The 17469-nt window shown below is 70.5% G+C and carries 18 protein-coding genes; 11 read left to right on the forward strand and 7 right to left on the reverse strand.

The window, feature by feature from the left end; all coding sequences use genetic code 11:
• Positions 1–106 precede the first annotated feature (106 nt).
• Positions 107–1057, forward strand: a complete 951-nt coding sequence (locus OG965_RS36795; RefSeq protein ID WP_371656414.1) for a helix-turn-helix domain-containing protein — start codon at positions 107–109, stop codon at positions 1055–1057.
• Positions 1058–1085: 28 nt separating this feature from the next.
• On the opposite strand, the gene OG965_RS36800 is transcribed toward OG965_RS36795, so the two are convergent.
• Positions 1086–2069, reverse strand: a complete 984-nt coding sequence (locus OG965_RS36800; protein ID WP_371656415.1) for a LuxR family transcriptional regulator — start codon at positions 2067–2069, stop codon at positions 1086–1088.
• A 140-nt stretch (positions 2070–2209) separates the two neighbouring features.
• On the opposite strand from OG965_RS36800, the gene OG965_RS36805 reads away from it, so the two are divergent.
• Positions 2210–3622: an aminopeptidase P family protein gene (locus OG965_RS36805; protein ID WP_371656416.1), complete on the forward strand. Its 1413-nt coding sequence runs from the start codon at positions 2210–2212 to the stop codon at positions 3620–3622.
• Positions 3623–3697: 75 nt separating this feature from the next.
• On the opposite strand, the gene thpR is transcribed toward OG965_RS36805, so the two are convergent.
• Positions 3698–4285, reverse strand: coding sequence for an RNA 2',3'-cyclic phosphodiesterase (gene thpR / locus OG965_RS36810; RefSeq protein WP_371656417.1), 588 nt, complete (start codon positions 4283–4285; stop codon positions 3698–3700).
• A 300-nt stretch (positions 4286–4585) separates the two neighbouring features.
• Between thpR and OG965_RS36815 the strand changes: the two genes are divergently transcribed.
• Together OG965_RS36815 and OG965_RS36820 are read left to right on the forward strand one after the other, a co-directional pair.
• The gene (locus OG965_RS36815) at positions 4586–5017 is read left to right on the forward strand and encodes a hypothetical protein (RefSeq protein WP_371656418.1); all 432 of its coding nucleotides are present in this window, start codon (positions 4586–4588) and stop codon (positions 5015–5017) included.
• A 253-nt stretch (positions 5018–5270) separates the two neighbouring features.
• A complete protein-coding gene (locus OG965_RS36820; protein WP_371656419.1) occupies positions 5271–6263 on the forward strand; it encodes a DMT family transporter in 993 nt (330 codons plus the stop codon).
• On the opposite strand, the gene OG965_RS36825 is transcribed toward OG965_RS36820, so the two are convergent.
• Entirely contained in the window at positions 6260–6670 is a 411-nt protein-coding gene (locus OG965_RS36825; protein WP_371656420.1) for a VOC family protein, read from the reverse strand. The genes OG965_RS36820 and OG965_RS36825 overlap by 4 nt on opposite strands.
• Positions 6671–7099: 429 nt before the next feature.
• On the opposite strand from OG965_RS36825, the gene OG965_RS36830 reads away from it, so the two are divergent.
• Together OG965_RS36830 and OG965_RS36835 are read left to right on the forward strand one after the other, a co-directional pair.
• Positions 7100–7570 carry a universal stress protein gene (locus OG965_RS36830; protein ID WP_371656421.1) on the forward strand — a complete coding sequence of 157 codons (471 nt, stop codon included), beginning with the start codon at positions 7100–7102 and terminating at the stop codon, positions 7568–7570.
• A gap of 202 nt (positions 7571–7772) precedes the next feature.
• Positions 7773–7895: a hypothetical protein gene (locus OG965_RS36835; protein WP_371656422.1), complete on the forward strand. Its 123-nt coding sequence runs from the start codon at positions 7773–7775 to the stop codon at positions 7893–7895.
• A gap of 60 nt (positions 7896–7955) precedes the next feature.
• On the opposite strand, the gene OG965_RS36840 is transcribed toward OG965_RS36835, so the two are convergent.
• Entirely contained in the window at positions 7956–8261 is a 306-nt protein-coding gene (locus tag OG965_RS36840) for a winged helix-turn-helix transcriptional regulator (RefSeq protein ID WP_371656423.1), read from the reverse strand.
• 160 nt (positions 8262–8421) lie between these two features.
• On the opposite strand from OG965_RS36840, the gene OG965_RS36845 reads away from it, so the two are divergent.
• Entirely contained in the window at positions 8422–8994 is a 573-nt protein-coding gene (locus OG965_RS36845; RefSeq protein ID WP_371656424.1) for a carboxymuconolactone decarboxylase family protein, read from the forward strand.
• A 74-nt stretch (positions 8995–9068) separates the two neighbouring features.
• Here the strand turns inward: OG965_RS36845 and OG965_RS36850 are convergent, their stop codons facing one another.
• On the reverse strand, positions 9069–9434 hold the full coding sequence (locus OG965_RS36850) for a DUF4440 domain-containing protein (RefSeq protein WP_371656425.1): 366 nt from the start codon (positions 9432–9434) through the stop codon (positions 9069–9071).
• 53 nt (positions 9435–9487) lie between these two features.
• Between OG965_RS36850 and OG965_RS36855 the strand changes: the two genes are divergently transcribed.
• On the forward strand, positions 9488–10153 hold the full coding sequence (locus OG965_RS36855) for a hypothetical protein (protein ID WP_371656426.1): 666 nt from the start codon (positions 9488–9490) through the stop codon (positions 10151–10153).
• Here the strand turns inward: OG965_RS36855 and OG965_RS36860 are convergent.
• Together OG965_RS36860 and OG965_RS36865 are read right to left on the reverse strand one after the other, a co-directional pair.
• Positions 10050–11552, reverse strand: a complete 1503-nt coding sequence (locus tag OG965_RS36860) for an alpha/beta hydrolase (RefSeq protein ID WP_371656427.1) — start codon at positions 11550–11552, stop codon at positions 10050–10052. The two genes, OG965_RS36855 and OG965_RS36860, sit on opposite strands and share 104 nt — an antisense overlap.
• A gap of 84 nt (positions 11553–11636) precedes the next feature.
• On the reverse strand, positions 11637–11957 hold the full coding sequence (locus OG965_RS36865; protein ID WP_371656428.1) for a DUF4190 domain-containing protein: 321 nt from the start codon (positions 11955–11957) through the stop codon (positions 11637–11639).
• Between the two features lie 261 nt (positions 11958–12218).
• Between OG965_RS36865 and OG965_RS36870 the strand changes: the two genes are divergently transcribed.
• The 3 genes from OG965_RS36870 to OG965_RS36880 all read left to right on the forward strand — a co-directional run bounded on the left by OG965_RS36870 (position 12219) and on the right by OG965_RS36880 (position 16698).
• Positions 12219–13517, forward strand: coding sequence for a sensor histidine kinase (locus OG965_RS36870; protein WP_371656429.1), 1299 nt, complete (start codon positions 12219–12221; stop codon positions 13515–13517).
• 56 nt (positions 13518–13573) lie between these two features.
• Positions 13574–14263, forward strand: coding sequence for a response regulator (locus OG965_RS36875; RefSeq protein WP_371657159.1), 690 nt, complete (start codon positions 13574–13576; stop codon positions 14261–14263).
• Between the two features lie 260 nt (positions 14264–14523).
• Positions 14524–16698, forward strand: a complete 2175-nt coding sequence (locus OG965_RS36880) for a hypothetical protein (protein WP_371656430.1) — start codon at positions 14524–14526, stop codon at positions 16696–16698.
• Positions 16699–17469 lie beyond the last annotated feature (771 nt).

Genomic DNA, 17469 nt, shown 5'->3' on the forward strand with positions numbered 1-17469 from the left:
TCATGTGCGTAGCCCGAGTCCCGGGCTGATCGACTGCGACCATCCTGGCGCGTTCGCACACTCCGCAGTGAGTGTCTGGAACGACATGACCCATACACTTCCGGACATGAATACTGTCGCGCTGGCCGTCACCGACGGGATGCTGCACTTCGAACTCTCCGTGGCGTACGAGGTCTTCGGCTCCGCCCCGGCCAGTGTGGACGTTCCCTGGTACGACCTCGAAGTCTGCGGGAGCGGCGCCGTGCGGCTCGGCCGGTTCGTGCTGGAGCCCGACCATGGACTGGAGCGGCTGCGCGAGGCCGACACCGTGATCGTCCCCGGCTGGGTCGACGTCGACGTGGAACCGCCCGCCGACCTGGTCGACGCGGTGCGTGCGGCCCACGAGGCGGGCGCGCGCGTGGCGTCCCTGTGCACCGGCGCGTTCGTACTGGCCGCGGCCGGACTCCTTGACGGGCGGCGCGCCACGACGCACTGGGCGCACACCGATGACCTGGCCGCGCGCTGGCCCCTGGCGGAGGTCGACCCGGACGTGCTCTACGTGGACAACGGCAGCGTGCTCACCTCGGCGGGCAAGGCCGCGGCGATGGACCTCTGCCTGCATATGGTCCGCCTCGACCACGGCTCGTCGATCGCCAACGCGGTCGCCCGCCGCCTGGTCGTGCCGCCCCACCGGTCCGGCGGCCAGGCCCAGTTCGTCACCACCGCGGTGCCCGCCCGGGACGACCACCCGCTCACGGCGCTGCTGCCGTGGGTGCTCGAACGGCTCGACCGGCCGCTGACGGTGGAGGACCTGGCGCGCCGTGCGCGGATGAGCTCGCGCAACCTGGGCCGCCACTTCCACGCGGCGACCGGCACCACACCGCTGCAGTGGCTGCTGACCCAGCGGATCCGCCGCGCCCAGGAGCTGCTGGAGAAGACCGACGACAGTGTCACCTCCATCGCGACGGCGACCGGTATGGGCACCGCCACGACGCTGCGGCGCCACTTCAACCGCACGGTGGGTGTGCCCCCCGACGCCTACCGCCGTACCTTCCGCTTGCGTACGGGTTCCCGCTGAGCCGTGCCGGGCCTTTCGGCAGACGGTGTCACAGCCATCCGTGGCGCTGTGCCTGCAGAGCCAGCTGGAAGCGGTTCGCGGCGCCCAGTTGGGCCATCAGGATCTGCAGGCGGCGGAACAGTGTGCGGCGGCTGAGCCCCAACTCGCGGGCGATGACGTCGTCGCTCGCGCCACCCGCGAGGAGCCACAGCAGACGGCGGTCGGCGGGTGGCACACCGCCGGGGCGGGCGGTGCTGCCGTGGAACGGCAGGGCGTTCTGCCAGGACTGCTCGAACAGTGCGATCAGCGCGGACAGCAGGCCGCAGGGCTGTACGACCAGCATGGTGTTGTGCACGTCGGCCTCTTTGATCGACAACGACACGAGCGCGTACGCCTCGTCGATGATCACGAGCTTGACCGGCACCGACGGCAGCACCCTGGCCTGTTCGCCGGCGTTGACGCACGGTTCGATGGCCTCCTTCAGATGGCCCGGGTACTCCAGTGACTCGCGCGAGTACACGACGCGCTGCGTCACACCGCGGGCGAGCGTGGCCAGCGCGTCGTCCGTGGCGCCGGGCAGGGTGAGGTACGGAGGCGACTCAAGCTGCCGGATCTGCTCGCGGGCGCTCGCCCAGGCCTGACGGATCCGGGGGCCGACGGCGTCGCCGGTGACGACCTCGACGAGGTTGTCGTTGTACGCGGCGAGCCGCTGACGCCGGAACGACTCGAACGCGCCCCCGACGGCGATGCGCGACTCCTCGACCTCCGCCGCCCGGTGCCGGGCCAGGATCTCCAGACCGGCGGCCGGCGGAACCGGGGCCACCACGTCCCCGCCCTCCTCGGCGGCACTGGCCAGACCGGCGTCGACCAGCGCGCCGTACGCCGCGGCGAGCTCCGCGCCGTCCAGAGCGGCCGCGGCCGCGATCGCGCTCAGCGGCGCGGGGGCCAGCTCCAGCAGCGCCAGATAGACCTGGCCCGCCGCGTGATCGATGCCCAGAAGCCGCAGGGCCTCGCCGAGTTTCGCGTTCGTCATAGGCCGCATTATCAACGACCGCACGGGAGCTGTGGCCGATCTGTGCCAGTGGCACTCTTCGGCACCGAGTGTGCGCGGCGCGGAGTACCGTCCGCCGAGGAAACGCACCCAGCAGACCCATCCAGAAGAAGGTGTACGCCGTGGCGAAAGGCCGGAAGAACGGTCTCTACTCAGGGATCTCCGAGGAACTGTCCGCGCTGATGCGGACGGGGTGGGCGGACACCGAGCGGCTCGACCTGCGGCCCGACGCGCAGGCCCCGTACGCCGCCGCCCGCCGCGCCGCGCTCTCCGCGCGCTTCCCGGGCGAACGCCTCGTGATCCCCTCGGGAAACCTCAAGACCCGCTCCAACGACGACAGTTACCCCTTCCGGTCGTACACGGGCTACGTCCACATGACCGGAGACCAGGCCCGGGACGGCGCGCTCGTCCTCGAACCCCGAGCGGACGGCGGCCACGACGCCTACTGCTACCAGCTGCCGCGGGACAGCAGGGACGACAACGAGTTCTGGACCGGGGCCACGGCGGAGCTGTGGATGGGCCGACGCCGCTCCCTCGCCGAGTCCGAGGTCGTACTCGGACTGCCCTGCCGCGACGTCCGCACGGCGGCCGACGACCTCGCCGCCGCCTCCGGTGCGCCGACCCGGATCGTCCGCGGCATCGACCCGTCGCTCGAATTCGCGGTCGCCACCGAGGAGGAGCGCGACGACGAACTGGAAGAGGCGCTCAGCGACCTCCGCCTGGTCAAGGACGAGTGGGAGGTGGCCGAGCTCCGCAAGGCCGTGGACTCCACCGTGCGCGGCTTCACCGACGTGATCGGTGAGCTCTCCCGGGCGATCGCGTCGTCCGAGCGGTGGATCGAGGGCACGTTCTTCCGCCGCGCACGCCTGGAGGGCAACGCCGTCGGCTACGGCACGATCTGCGCCGCGGGCGAGCACGCCACGATCATGCACTGGACGGACAACGACGGCCCGGTCCGCCCCGGGGACCTCCTCCTGCTCGACGCCGGCGTGGAGACGCACACCCTCTACACCGCCGACGTCACACGCACGCTTCCCATCAGCGGCACCTTCACGCCGCTGCAGCGCAAGGTCTACGACGCGGTGTACGAGGCCCAGGAAGCCGGCATGGCCGCCGTCAAGCCGGGCGCCGCCTACCGCGACTTCCACGAGGCGTCCCAGCGCCACCTGGCGGCCCGCCTCGTGGAGTGGGGCTTCATCGAAGGCCCGGCGGAGCGCGCGTACGAGCTCGGCCTCCAGCGCCGCTTCACCATGGCGGGCACCGGCCACATGCTCGGTCTGGACGTCCACGACTGCGCACACGCCCGGAACGAGGAGTACGTCGACGGCGCCCTTGAGGCGGGCATGGTGCTCACCGTCGAGCCCGGCCTGTACTTCCAGCCGGACGACCTCACCGTGCCCGAGGAGTGGCGCGGCATCGGTGTCCGGATCGAGGACGACCTGGTCGTCACCGCCGACGGCCACGAGAACCTGTCGGCGGGCCTGCCGCGCTCGGCGGACGAGGTCGAGGAGTGGATGGCCCGCCTCGCGGGCTGACCCTCCGGCTCCGGAGAGGCCGGAGGCCTGCTGAACCAGGGCCTCCCGCACCGTGTTCCAGGAAGGCTCCACGTTTCAGGAAGGCTCCGCGCCGAAACGCCACGCTTCGATGTCGCGGTAGTGGATCGGTCCCGGTCCGCGGCCGACGTTGCTGGCGACCAGGTGCAGGCGTTCGGCCCGCCATGGCCGGCCGACGAACGCGGCGAGTCCGGCGGCGGCCTCCACCACGCTGGACGCGTCGTCGCGGCGTGACCGGGCCAGCGTCAGATGGGGGCGCAGGGGGCGGTCCTCGAAGGCGACACCGCACCCTCTGATCACGTCGCGGACCTCTTTGGTGAGCAGGTGCAACCCTTCGAGGTTCCCCTCGACCCCGCTCCACAGCACCCGCTCGTCGAAGTGCCCGCCACCGCGCAGTGCCAGTCGCAGGGGTTGGTTCACTGCCGCGAGATCCGCGAGCGGCGGCTGGAGGAGCGGGACGGTTGCCACCGGGAGCTCACCGAGGAACGCGAGAGTGATGTGCCAGTCCTCGATGCGGTTCCACCGCAGACGGGGGTACGCGGAGTAGGCGTGCCGCAGTTCTCGCGCCAGCTCTTCCTTCGCGTCGTCGGGCGGAGCGAGCGCTATGAACACGCGCACGGTCGAGGGCTGAATCTGTTCGTTCACGAAGGACTTCGTACACCATCGGCCGCGGGAACGGGGAGCAGGCTCCGCCGTTACCGGGGCCGCCCGCTCGCGGCGCATCGCCGCGGCACGTCGCGGACCGGCTGCGGTCGGCAGCCGTTTCGAAGACCCCTTCCGGACCGTATGCCGCGCGGGCACGGGTCAGGCGGCAGCGGAAGTCACGCTGCCCCGGCCCGCCCGGCGGCTGTCCCAGGTCGTCCCACCCTGTCCCAACCCGTTGTCGGACAGACGGCGCGCTTCCTAGTCTCCCGGGACGACTTCAACGGCACGAGGAGGAACTCCATGCGCAGATCACGCACGGCTCCCGGCGCACGCCGGGGCAAGGTCCGCATCGGTGCGGCCGGTGCGATCGCCGCCGCCGCCCTCGCCACCACGTTCCTGGCGGCACCCGGCGCGAGCGCGGCCGGCGCCAACTGGAGCGGCTGGTCGGGAAGCTGCTTCGGCTGGACGACCTGGGACGCCAACCATGTCACCGGCCACACCTGGGACCACTCGTACGACACCTGCAAGGTCACCATCTACCAGTGGGACAGCGCCCACCCGAACCAGGGTTCTTCGAGCTCCGGCTATGTGGCGGCCCCGGACCGAGGAGCCAACACGGCCACCTACTGGCACGGCTTCGCCTCCTCGGGCGGACGGCTTGAGGACAACGTCTGCGTCGAGGACGTCACCACGGGCGCCGCCCAGGCGTGCAGCGGCTGGGTCTACAACTAGCCACCGCGACCGCTGAAAGACCTCCGGGGGCTGCCGGGTCCCGGCAGCCCCCCGGAGCTTGCGGCCGTGGCCGGAGAGACGCCCAGGCGCTGGGCGTGCCATGGGCCGGCGCTCCGGATGTCTCGTCATCCGGCCCACCCTGTTCGGCGATGAGCTGATCAGCTAGAAAGGGAGCGGCCCGGCTGCCGCTCGCAGGCGCTTCCGAGCCGTCGCGTTTCCCGTCGGCAATGCCCAGCTCAGAGGTCGTACGCACATGCCCGCAGCCGCAGCCCCCTGGCTGTTCCTCGCCGTCTTCTCCGGCACCCTGATAGCCCTCCAGGCCCGCATCACCGGCGAGCTCGCCGCCGGGCTCGGCGGCGACGGGTTCACGGCCGCGGTGATCTCGTTCGGCTCGGGGTTCGTGGTGCTGGCCCTCGGACTGCTCGTGCTGCGAAAGCCGCGCCGTGGGATCGGTCTGGTGCTGGCGGACGTACGCGGCGGGCGGCTCAAGTGGTGGCAGGTGCTCGGCGGCTTCGGGGGCGCGGCCTTTCTGCTCGCGCAGGGGCTGACCGTCGGGGCGCTCGGGGTCGCGCTGTTCACCGTCGCGATCGTGGCGGGCCAGGTCACCGGGGGACTGCTCTTCGACCGGATGGGGCTCGGCCCTGCCGGACCGCAGCGGCCGACGCGGCGCCGGGTCGTCGGCGCGGTGCTCGTGCTCGCGGCCGTGGGCCTGTCGATGGCGGACAAGCTGGGCGGGGGATTCCCGTATGCGATGTTGTTGCTCCCGCTGGTGGCGGGCGTGTGCGTGAGTTGGCAGCAGGCGGTCAACGGACATGTGAGGAACGCCTCCGGATCCGCCTACACGGGGACGCTCTTCAATTTCGTCGCCGGTACCGGCGCGCTGAGCGTGATCTTCCTGGTGCATGCCGTGGCGACGGGGCTGCCTGCTGGTCTGCCGTCCGAGCCGTACCTCTATCTCGGCGGTCTGGTCGGCATCTCCTTCATCACCATCGCGGTCGCCACGGTGCAGAAGCTCGGCGTCCTGGTGCTCGGACTGTGCACGATCAGTGGTCAGTTGGTCGGCTCCCTCGCCTTGGACCTGCTGCTGCCGCGCGGTGATACGCAGGTCACGGCGGCCACCGTCGCGGGCGTCGTGCTCGCCCTGGTGGCCATCGCGGTCGCGGCGCTCTCGGGTACGCGGGCGGGCCGGGTCGTCTCTTCGAGCGATGCGACCCGGCCCACCGCGCCGGAGCGAGTGAAGGGCTAGTCGCGCTTGGGCCAGACCGGGCCCTGGTCGGTCCAGATGACGCCCTTGTTGCGGCACAGGCAGAAGGGGTGGCCGATCGGGTCGGTGTAGACCTGCCAGCCGTAGCCGTTGGAGCCGATGGAGTCCTGCCTCAGCGTCGCGCCGAGGTCGAGGACGCGGCGCTGCTCGGACTCGATCTCGTCCACTTCGAAGTCGAGGTGGAACTGCTTGGGGTGCTCGCTGTCGGGCCACTGCGGAGCGCGGTAGTCGTCCACCCGGATGAATGCCAGCTCGATCTCGCCGAACTGGATGCCAGCCCACTCCTCGGAGCTGCCTTCCTTGATCGGACGGCCCGTCACCTCGGAGTAGAAAGCCGCCAGCTTCATCGTGTCCGGACAGTCGATAATGAAATCAGTGAGTCGCAACATCCCGCGATCTTGCCACAAGCTCACACCCGACTTCGGGACAGGCCCTGAGCAGCTCCGCCAAGGGCCTCGGCCACCACCCGTAACCCGGCCAGTGCGGCCGCCACACGGCGCTGAGGGCGACGCCCGAACACCCTCGATAACCGGGGGAGTGCTCAGGGTGAGGCGGTGGGGCGCCCCCCCGCCCGCACGGTCCGGCGCATCGCCGCTGGTCACGCCGCTGTGTCTGTAGCACCCTGGAGGAAGGGAAGTCGCGCGAGCAGAAAGCAACGCAAAGCGCCCCGGTTTTCCCTTTCCCCTGAGGTCGGGCCTCGCTCATGGCCGGACCGTGAGGGCGCGCCGGGACGGGTGAAGGCGGTGGCCTTCGCGAACGACGGCCGGCGGCTGCGTGAACACGGCCTTGGGCGGCGGCCAGGGAGAAGGAAAGCGGCCATGGATACCAACAGTGGCAATCCCCGTGTCGTGGTGGGTGTCGACGGCTCCGATGCGTCTTATGAGGCGCTGCGGTGGGCGGTGCGGCACGCCCGCCTCATCCGGGCGACGGTGGACGCAGTGGCGGCCTACGAAGTGCCCGGGGCGGCCGGGTGGTCCGCTCCGGCGGTGGACGCGGACCTCGATGAGGAACAGGCGAGAAAGGATCTTGCCGATGAGATTCGCACCGTGCTCGTACAGGCCGAAGACGTGGCACTGACCAGCCACGTGGCGCGGGGCAACCCGGCAGAGGTGCTGATCGCCGCGTCGGCCGACGCGGAGCTGCTGGTGGTGGGCAGCCGCGGCAGGGGAGGGTTCGCACGCCTCCTGCTCGGCTCGGTCAGCCTGCAATGCGCCCAGCATGCGTCGTGCCCGGTGGTCATCATCCGCCAGGGCACCGCGGACGACGTCGGCGTCGTCCACGAGACGTGAGGGTGTGGGCGCGCCGCGTGACCTACCCGTTTTCGACTGCGTCCCGAGGAGCACCATGGCGCGGCGAGTGACGGCGAAACACCTGTTGGAGGAGTACGGGAGGACCCACGCCGAGGAAGCGGGTATCCGGGCGGCGGAACACGTCGGCACCGCCGCTCGGCCGTGCGCACGGGCCCGCCACGCTGCGGGCGATCTAGGGCTTGTGAAGACAGCTGCGGGGCTGGCGCGTCTCGTCGCGGCCGAGGATCTGCCGAAGCCGGCAGCCGCCCTGGTGCGGGTCGAACTCTCCAGTGGGGCCGCCGATGCCCTGCGAGAGACGGGCTGAGAGCGGGCAACGTACGCGGTCGTCTCCCTGGGCCGGTCTTCAGCGGGCCGAGCGATCGGGTTACGGTTCCGCCTTCGAGCCGTCGGGTGGTGTCCGGTCGAGTTCGGCGGCCCAGCGCTCGGACCAGCGGTTCAGGCCGCGAAGTTCGTGGCAGGCGTCCTTGCCGAGAGGTGTCAGTCGGTAGCCGCCTTCGAGGTCGCGCTCGACGAGAAGGGTTTCCTGGAGTTCGGTGAGGCGTTGCTGAAGCACGCTGGACGACATGCCGTCGCACCGTTGTTGCAGCGGCCGGAATCCAAGGGCCTGGTCCCGGAGTTCCCACAGGATGCGCAAGGTCCAGCGTCGGCCGAACAGGTCGAGGGCCGCCATGATGGGACGCCCCGTGGAGGACCCGCGCACGGGACGCCGGGGTGCTGGTGCGGCGGTCATCGAGCCTGCCCTTCTCTTCTGCCCGGGATGGCGCTTCGGTTTCAGAGACAGTACCTTCTCTCCAGGTGCTTCTAAAAGAGAAGCAGTCGAGGGAGGCTCCATGACTGCCCGGATCTCACCTGTCGCTGCCCCGTACCCCGCTGACGTCGCATCAGTGCTGCGCGGCATGATGCCCACCGGAGAGGAGCCGATCGCCCTCTTCCGGACCTACGCGCGCAACCCGCCGCTGACGGAGGCGCTCCACGCCTGGGGCTCCTACCAGCTCAGCCGCCGACTCAGTCTCGGCCTGCGCGACCGGGAAATCGTCATCGACCGCACCTGCGCGCTGTGCGGGTGCGAGTACGAGTGGGGCGTGCACGTTCAACGCTTCGCACCACGCGCGGAGTTGAACGTTGCGCAGATCCGTTCACTCACGCGCGGAACGAGCACGGACGCATGCTGGGAAACCGAACGCGACCGGCTGCTCATCGAGGCGACCGACGCGCTGCACGCCCACCACGACATCGACGATGCGCTGTGGGGCCGACTGGCGACCGAGTTCAGCTCCGAGCAACTCCTGGACCTGCTGATGCTGTGCGGCTGGTACCACGCCATCAGCTACACCGCCCGCGCCACCCGGCTCCCCCCGGAGCCCGGCGCACCACGGTTCTCCGAGTTCTCGGGAAGTGTCTGACCCCGCAGGGTGACGCGTACAACGTCAGGACTGGCAGCACCTGGAGCCCTGATGACCGGTGGTGTCCCTTCGGCTCAGCCGGCCGGAGTGCCCTGGTGGAAGTACATTCGCCAGCCCTCTTCCGTCAGGCGCCACAAGGAACTCCGCCATGCCCTACGGCCTTGGTGGTCGGTGAGGTACGTCAGGTGCACGATGCCCGGGGCAAGGACGACGCCGGACATCTCGTCGACGTTGACCGGCGACTCCGGGGACACCGCGCCGTCACCCGTCACCGTGAGGATCGACGCCACGTCCCACCGGTTTCCAGATGCCCCGATCTCGGTGAACTCCGGATCAAGAAGCTCCAGGACACGGTCCGGGGAAGCACGCACCTCAGGATCGAGAAGCCGCAGCTCCCCCTCCATCGCCGCCTGTACGGCCCGCTCACTCTCATCCGCCATGCGGGAACCCTACGGACGCCGCGCCCCAGGTCAGAGCGAATTGTTCACGTGCGGTGGCCGGGGAGTGGGTCTGGGTCGTCGGCGGGCTGACGCAGCTCCAGGAGACCGCGGGCCGCGAGGTCGAGGAGGGTGGCCGCGGCGGCGCGGTCGACGGACCGCCACCGGTTGGCCAGCAGCGCGTCTTCGCGGTACTGCGCCAGCCCGACTGGGCGGTGACCACGGGCCCGGACGCGGACCACTCGCTGCGCCGCCCCGGGCTGCTGCTGAGCGCCGGATGGGTGGGCATCGCACTGCTCGGCGTCCTGGTGGCGGGCCGCTTCGGCCGCTGGACGCTGTTCGTGGCGTTCCTCGCGATGATGCCCGGCAACTTCGGCAGCGCCCACGGCTGGCTGAGCCACGCCATGGACCGCTCCGGGCCGCTGGTGGGGGAGACGGTCGCGATCGTCTGCTTCGGCGCGCTGGCCGCGTACTACGCGACGCTCGCCGTCCTGGAGCGGCGTGCTCCGCACACGGTCACGGGTGAGGTGTTGCGCATGGAGCCGCGCAGACGTGAAAGTGCGCCGCGCTTCTTGGCGCTGGACACGGGCGAGACGGACCGCACTCGCTTATGCGTACTCAGCCCGGCGTCCGCGCCATCAGCCTCAGGTCCTTGGCCGGGAGTCTGCCCGTGGTCAGGTAGAGCGTGGCGCTCGCGTCCGCGCGGGAGTTGGTGCCGTTGACGATGTGCCCCTCTCCGCCGAGGACGGTGACCATCCGGGAGCCGCGCAGGGCCTGGTGCATGGCCTGGCCGCTGGCCAGGGGCGTTGCCGGGTCCCACTCGTTCTGCAGGATGAGTGCGCGGACGTTGTTGTTCACGGTTGTCCCGGGCTCGCTGCCCGGCTTCCAGAAGGCGCACGGTTTGATGCTGGACGCGAAGTCGCCGGACAGTGGATAGCGGGCCTTGTCGCGGATCGCGTCGCGGCGGTACTGCTCGGGGTCGCGCGGCCACGACGCGCGGGTGTCGGCGCACAGGACAGCCCAGGCGCTCGCGGCTTCATTGTCCGAGGGAACAAGGTCATGGGCGGACGACGGAGGGAGGGGGCTGAGGGCCTGCCCGGGAGTGCCGGACGGGGTCGCCCTCCTGCCCTCGGCCGCCTTCTTCAGCTCGGCGACCCAGGTGGCGGCCTTCTGAACCCGGGAGAACGTGGCGCGCTGAGCACGGATGTCGTCACCGGTGAAGAGTGTTCCGCCGTAGTCGATGGGTGTGCGGTCGGCCCGGGCGATGAGGTCCCAGAAGGTCTTGCGGACCTCGGCCGGGGTATGGCCCAGTTCGTACGTCGTGTGTCGCTCGGCAGTCCATTGCGTCCATCGTGTGAAGGCGGGCTCGGCCCTCTCCGCCATCGCCTGGAACATGCCCCGCCCGTACCGCTCCGGGTCGGCCGCACTGTCCAGCACGAACCGGTCGGTGTGCCGGGGGAACATCTGCGTGTAGACGGCGCCGAGGTAGGTGCCGTAGGAGAACCCCAGGTAGGAGATCTTCCTTTCGCCCAGCACGGCGCGGATGACGTCCATGTCGCGAGCGGTGTTGCGGGTGGTGAGGTGGCGCAGCCTGTCACCTTCCTTGGCCTGGCACTTGTCGGCCACCGTACGGGCCCACTCCACGTCCTTGGCGAAGCTCTCGGCCCTGTACGGGCGTTCCAAGGCCTGTTCGTCGCCGGACAGACCGCAGCTGACGGGCGAGCTCTGCCCGATGCCCCTCGGGTCGAACCCGATGAGGTCGTACCGCCTCCTCACTTCCTCGGAGATGTTCACGTTCGGGTCGACGGGCAGGCTCAGGCCCGGCCCGCCGGGGCCGCCGGGGTTGAGCAGCAGAACGCCACGGCGTTCCTTTGCGCTGCTTGCCTTCAGCCGCGATATCGCGACGTCGACCTTCTTGCCGTCGGGATCGCTGTAGTCCAGCGGCACCTTGAGTGTCGTGCACTGAAAGGCGGCGGGGCTGTCCGCGCCGCAGCGCTGCCACTGGGGCTTCTGCTGCGTGTATTGCCGCAGAGGAGCCTTGGTCGCAGACGCCTCGGACGCGGCAAGGGCTGTTGTGGGTGTCTGCGCCGCGACGCACGTCGCTATGGCGCCGAGGGCCATGAGAGGTGTTGTTCGTGTGTTCCGCACGTTGATGCTCGTCCTCACTGGGGAGTGCCGTCTGTGTTGCCCGTCGCTGGTCGCCGGTCAGTTCCCGGCGAACTGCTGGTGGACGCACTGCTTGTACTGCTGGAAACTGTCCGGCTGGTAGCAGTCCTGCGTCGTGTTGGCGTACCAGACCGTGAAGACGGCGACCAGGATGGACACCACGATCGCGAGGGCCGACGTCACCACCGCGGTGATGGCCTTGCTCCGGCCGATGCCGGTCCGCTTGGTCGTCGGCAGGGCCGCGATGCCCAGGATCAGGCCGATGACACCGAGCGGGCCGCCGACGAAGACGATCGACGTGCTCAAGGCGATGACGCCCAGCACCACGGCGGCTCCGGCCAGACTGTTCTTGCCGCCCACAGGCCGTGTGTCGTGGCCGTGGCCCCGGGGGCCTGGGGAGTACGGGTCCGCTTCAGCGGCCCAATTCGATGCCGTGTGATGCGGCGACATCTCAGTCATTTCTGTCGCTTGCGTGTTCATCAGCGCGTCCTTCCGTTTCAACCGGGCAGGACACGATCATGGTTTCCGGGGGCTTGGGTACGCATCGCGTAATGGCGGGAGAATGTGCTCCCCCGATCGGGGGAGGTCGCCGGTGAGCTGCCCGGTCATACTGGGGCGATCATGATCAGGGGAATCCGGCCGCTGCTGCGCGGCTCCACGTATACGGGCATGCTGTTCGCCTATTGCGGCGCGTTGGCGAGTCTGCCACTGCTGCCATTCGCGCTGCTGCCGACGCTGGCGTGGCCATCCGCTCCCTATGGAGTGCAGGCCGTCCTGGTCCTCCTGGTCTGGGCGGCACTGATCGGCGCGGTCGGGCTGCCCCGCACCACGCGCCGGGCACTGATCGCGTGCGCCCGCCAACTGCTGAGGGTGCCGCTGCCGGCTCCTGTGACCGCCCGTCAGCGGGCACCCGAGCCCGGCACCGCGCCGACTCCTCCCGCGCCGACCCCGGCCGTGGCATCCGGCGCCGACCGTTGGCGGACTCCTCTCTGGCTGCTGTTGCACGTGGCGCTGGGGTGGACGGGTGCGCTGGTCAGCGGTGTGCTGATCCTCGCCGGCCTGGCCCTTTCGGCGATGGGTTGGTTCCGTGCCGAGGCGGGGCTGAGTCTGTTCGGCTGGTCGGTGCGGGCGGAGGCCGGCTGGCAGAGCTGGGTGGTGGCACTCGGCTGCGTGTTGCTGGCGGCGGCCGTGTGCGCGGTGGTGACGAATACCCTGCGGTGGTTGGCGCCCAGGTTGCTGGGGCCGTCGTCGGCCGAGCGCCTCGCGCTGGCGGCCGAGCGGGAGTTGCGACTGGCCGAACGCAACCGACTGGCCCACGAGTTGCACGACTCGATCGGACACACCCTGACGGCGACCACGATCCAGGCGGCGGTGGCGGGCGAAGTGCTCTCCGCCGACCCGGTGGCCGCGCGGGCCGCCCTGCGCAGCATCGAGGAGTCGACCCGTGCCGCGCTGGAGGACCTGGACTACGTACTGGGCGTGCTGCGCGAGCAGAAGGCGGAGACGGCTCCCACCCGGACCTTGGCCGACCTGCCCGAGCTGTTCGACCGGTTGCGGCTCGCGGGCGCGGTGGTGGAACCGCAGCTGTCGGGCGAGTTGACGCAGGTGCAGGGGACGCTCTCCCGGGCGGCCTACCGGATCCTGCAAGAGGGGCTGACGAACGCGTTGCGGCACGGGGCGGGCGGTCCGATCGAGGTTTGTGTGACGGCCGCGCCGGACGGGCTTGAGCTCAGTGTGGTCAACCGGGCCGGGGCGGCGACGGGCCCGGGCCCGGGCCTGGGGTCCTTCCCGACGTCCGGGCACGGCCTGCCCGGCCTGGCCGAACGTGTGCGGCTGCTGCACGGCGAGTTCGAGGCCGGCCCGGACGGGCCGCGGCACTGGCGGTTGGCGGTCCGGCTGCCGGTACGGTTGTCGGCATGACCGGCACTGACACGAGCGAAGCCGTCGTGGCCGACCCTGACACGAGAGCAGCCGCCATGACCGGCGTCGCCGCCACCATTCCTGCCGGCACCCCCGTCACACTCCTGATCGCGGACGACGACGAGGTGACCCGCAGCGGTCTGCGCACCTTGCTCGCGGCACAGCCGGGGATCGCGGTGGTCGGGGAGGCCGCCGACGGCGTCGAGGCGGTCGATCGGGCACTGCGGTTGCGGCCGGACGTGGTCCTGATGGACGTACGGATGCCGCGTCGCAACGGAATCGAGGCCACCCGGCAGTTGCTGGCCGAGTCGGCCCGGCCGCCGAAGGTCGTGGTGATCACCACGTTCGAGAACGACGACTACGTCACCGCCGCGCTCAGCGCCGGGGCCAGTGGGTTTGTGCTCAAGCGGCATCCGGTCCGCCAGATCGCGGAGGCGGTGCGGGTCGTGGCGGCGGGAGAGGCGATCCTCTTCCCGGCGGCGCTGCGCCGGATGGTCGCCGCCCGCCCGCTGGACTCCGCCGAGGCGCTGCCGAAGGCGGCGCTGACGGGGCGGGAGGAGGAGGTGCTGCGGCTGATGGCCACCGGCCTGTCCAACCCGGAGATCGCCGAGTCGCTCACAGTGAGCTTGGAGACGGTGAAGACCCACGTCGGAAACGTGCTGACCAAGCTCGGCGCGCAGAACAGGACCCACGCGGTAGTGATCGCGTACGAGTCCGGCCTGGTGGTACCGGGGTTTGGCGGTTGACGCGGCGGGAGTCGGTCGGCGAAGCCGTGTCGGCGCCGCCGGTGTGCACCGGTGCGCCGCTGCGGCGCCTGGTGATCCCCCCTGGCGCGGAGCCGACCCTACCGGCAGGGTGTGGCAGGGCGACGGCAGGTTCCCGCGTCCGGCGACTTGGCCTGGGCCTGGGCCTGGGTCTGGGCGATCGAGGTAGGGATGCGGTCCCCTGCGCGTGACGTACGAAAACCCGAGTGCGTCGGTTCGTACGGCTCTGGGATCATTCCCGGATGGTCCACCCTTTCGAACCCCTGGTCATCCGGCATACCCACCGCCTTCCCGCCCCCTGCGGACCCGCGGGGCAAGGCGACGTCGCGGCGCGGCAGTTGGACGCCGCGTTGATGTCGGTGGGTTTCAAGCTCTCGGCAGAGCTGCTGGGGCACCTGTCGGCGTTGTCCGAGGGGACGGTCGTCGACACCGCCGTACGGACGCTGGACACGGTCCGCGAGATGGTCGGTGACCACGTCCAGCACAACGCCTACTTCATCGACTTCCCGGCCAACGTGCCGGACACCCTCGACTTCTGGACGCAGTGCATCACCGAGGCACTCGTCGACGGCGCGTCGTGCGAGGGCACGCTCGCCCAGTTGCGCGAGGGCGTGCTCGACCTGCTGACCCTGCCGTCCTACGGCACCTATCAGCACACGTACGCCCAGATGCTCGCCGCGCACGACGAGCTGATCGCCGCGACGGGTGACCGCCTGACCGTCCTGCACCTGGGCGGCACCCCGAACGACGAGGTCACCGCCCTGTACCTGGCCCTGGCCGGGAGCACCACGCCGCTGGGCGACGAGGCGCTGCTCGACCTGGCCGTGCTCGCCGGGCACTGCGTGGGCGGGCCGCAGCCCGAGGAGATCCCGGTCCGGGAGAACCGTGCTGTCGTCAACCGCGCCCGGCTCGAAGCCGGTGCGGGCCTGCTCCTTGACACCGTCACCGATGTGCTCCGGCTGGCCTGCGGGCTGTCGGACGGTGACGTGACCCTCCTGGAGCCGACCCGGTTCCGGTCGCCGTCCCGCCCGGTGCGGCGTGCCCTGCTCGCCGGCCTCGACGCGGTCGTCGCGGCGTCCCCGGCCAAGCTCGCCGACGTGACCGCACACCGCGAGGCGTTCAAGCGCCTGGGCGAGCGGCTGCACGCGCACGAGTACGCGGCGCGCTGGCCGCACGCCGCCGACGTGTTCGCCGTCGCCCGGGGGGAGAAGGAGGCCCGGTCCTTCGACAGCCGCGCGGCGGAGCTGCTCGCCGCGCGCGACGTCACCGGGGCGACGCGGCTGCTGGAGTCCGCTCCGGGCAAGCTGTTCCGCTCGCTGGACCACCTGCTGCGCTCGTGCGGCACCCAGGACGAGCGCGACGTGGTGGTGGCCGCCGCCGAGCGGGTCGTCCCGCAGGTGTCCGGCCGGGTCCTGCTGTCGGTGCGCGAGCACCTGAACAACCGCGCACAAGAGGACGGCGAGCGCCGTGTCTTCGTCAACGGCCGCGGCCGTGCCTGGGTGAGCGACGACACCCGCCCGCCTGTGCCCGCGGCCGAGCGCGAGCGCCTGATCGCCGCCCTGGACGCCGAGATATGCCGCCGTCTGCCCGACCCCGGCCACCTGCTGATCGACCCGGACGTTCTGGACGTCGCACTCCCGCTCAGCGGCAAGGCGACGGCGGCCGGTCTCGGCGTGCTGCCCCGCGGCTCGCTCTCGCCGGTCGACGGTGAGCTGCTGCGGTTCTTCGTCCACTGGAAGCAGGCAAGCCGCAGTACCGACTTCGACCTGTCGGCGCTGATGCTGGACGCCTCGTACGAGACGGTGTCCTGGCTGTCGTACACCGCGCTCACCGGGATGGAGGGCGAGCACTCCGGCGACATCACCGACGCGGCCGATGGCGCTTCGGAGTTCATCAATCTGCGCCTGGGCGCCGTGCGCGGCACCTTCATCGTGCCGCAGGTCAACATCTTCTCGGGGGAGGGGTTCGAGGAGGTCGAGGAGTCGTTCTTCGGCTTCATGCTGCGCGAGGCCGAGCAGCAGGGCCGCCCCTTCGAGCCGCGTACGGTCCGTATGAAGTCGGAGTTGCGCGGCCCGGGCCGCGTCGCGCTGCCGCTGGCGTTCATACGCGGGGACGACGGCCGCTGGCGCGCCAAGTGGCTGCACCTGTACCTCAAGGGCAACCCGAACTCCAACCGCGTCGAGGGCAACCGGGTCTCGGTGGCCACGCTGCTGCGCGGCATCGTCGAGCGAGACCACCTCACGGTCCGCTACCTCACCGACCTGGTGGCCGACCGGGCGACGGCCACCACCCTGTGGGACGGTGTGTCGGTCCCGGACGGCCCCGTCACCTACATCGGTCTGGAACGCCCGGAGGGTCTGCACCCCGACTCCCGCGTCCTCACGCCGGAAAATCTGCGCGACCTGATCCCCGGCTGACTGCTACTGTTGGCCGGGCGAGGCCATGAACGGACTTCCTTCTCCACCTCACTGAAACTAGTCCCTTCGCTTTCCTCGCCTTCGACTTCGCGCCGGGGTGTCAACGACACCCCGGCGTCGTCGTGTCCGGGGCTCGCTCCCAGCCTCGGGGCGGTGGGCCGCGTACCGCCGGAGTTGACCTCCCGACAGCACTACCGCGCGCGGTCTACTGGAAGCTCAACCGTGCGTTGGATGACCGCTCGCGACGTGCTTTGTACCTTCGATGACGACCGCGACGCCCGGGCCGGGACCTGACCCCCCGGCAGACAGGGCGTGGCACGGCAGTCGAAACGGGAGGACCAAGTGCATTTGCGTGGAGCGGTGTTGTCGGTTGTGACGGCGCTGGCCGTCGCTGCCCCTGTGGCGCCGGCAGTGGCGGCCAGTAGTACGGCGAGCAGCTCGTCGTCCGGTCAGGTGAGTGTCCAGGCCCTGAAGTGTCATACGAACTGGCAGAACAGCACTTCGGCCAACGTGTGGTGTGACGGGCATGGGCCCGCCCGGTACGGGGCCAGCATTCTGTGCAAGAAGGGATCCTTGCAGAAGCAGCTGAACTACGGTCCCGGACCGTGGCAGGGTGACCGCCGTGGCATCAGCATGTACTGCCCGGACGGCGGCTTCAAGCGTGTGAAGCAGTGGGGCTGGCCCGGATAGTCAGCCCAGGCAGGTCCCTTGAGGCAGGTGGGGCAGCGATCGGTTCGCTGCCCCACCTGCCTTTGCGCGACGAGTCACGCC

The sequence above is a fragment of the Streptomyces sp. NBC_00224 genome (assembly GCF_041435195.1).
Taxonomy (GTDB): domain Bacteria; phylum Actinomycetota; class Actinomycetes; order Streptomycetales; family Streptomycetaceae; genus Streptomyces.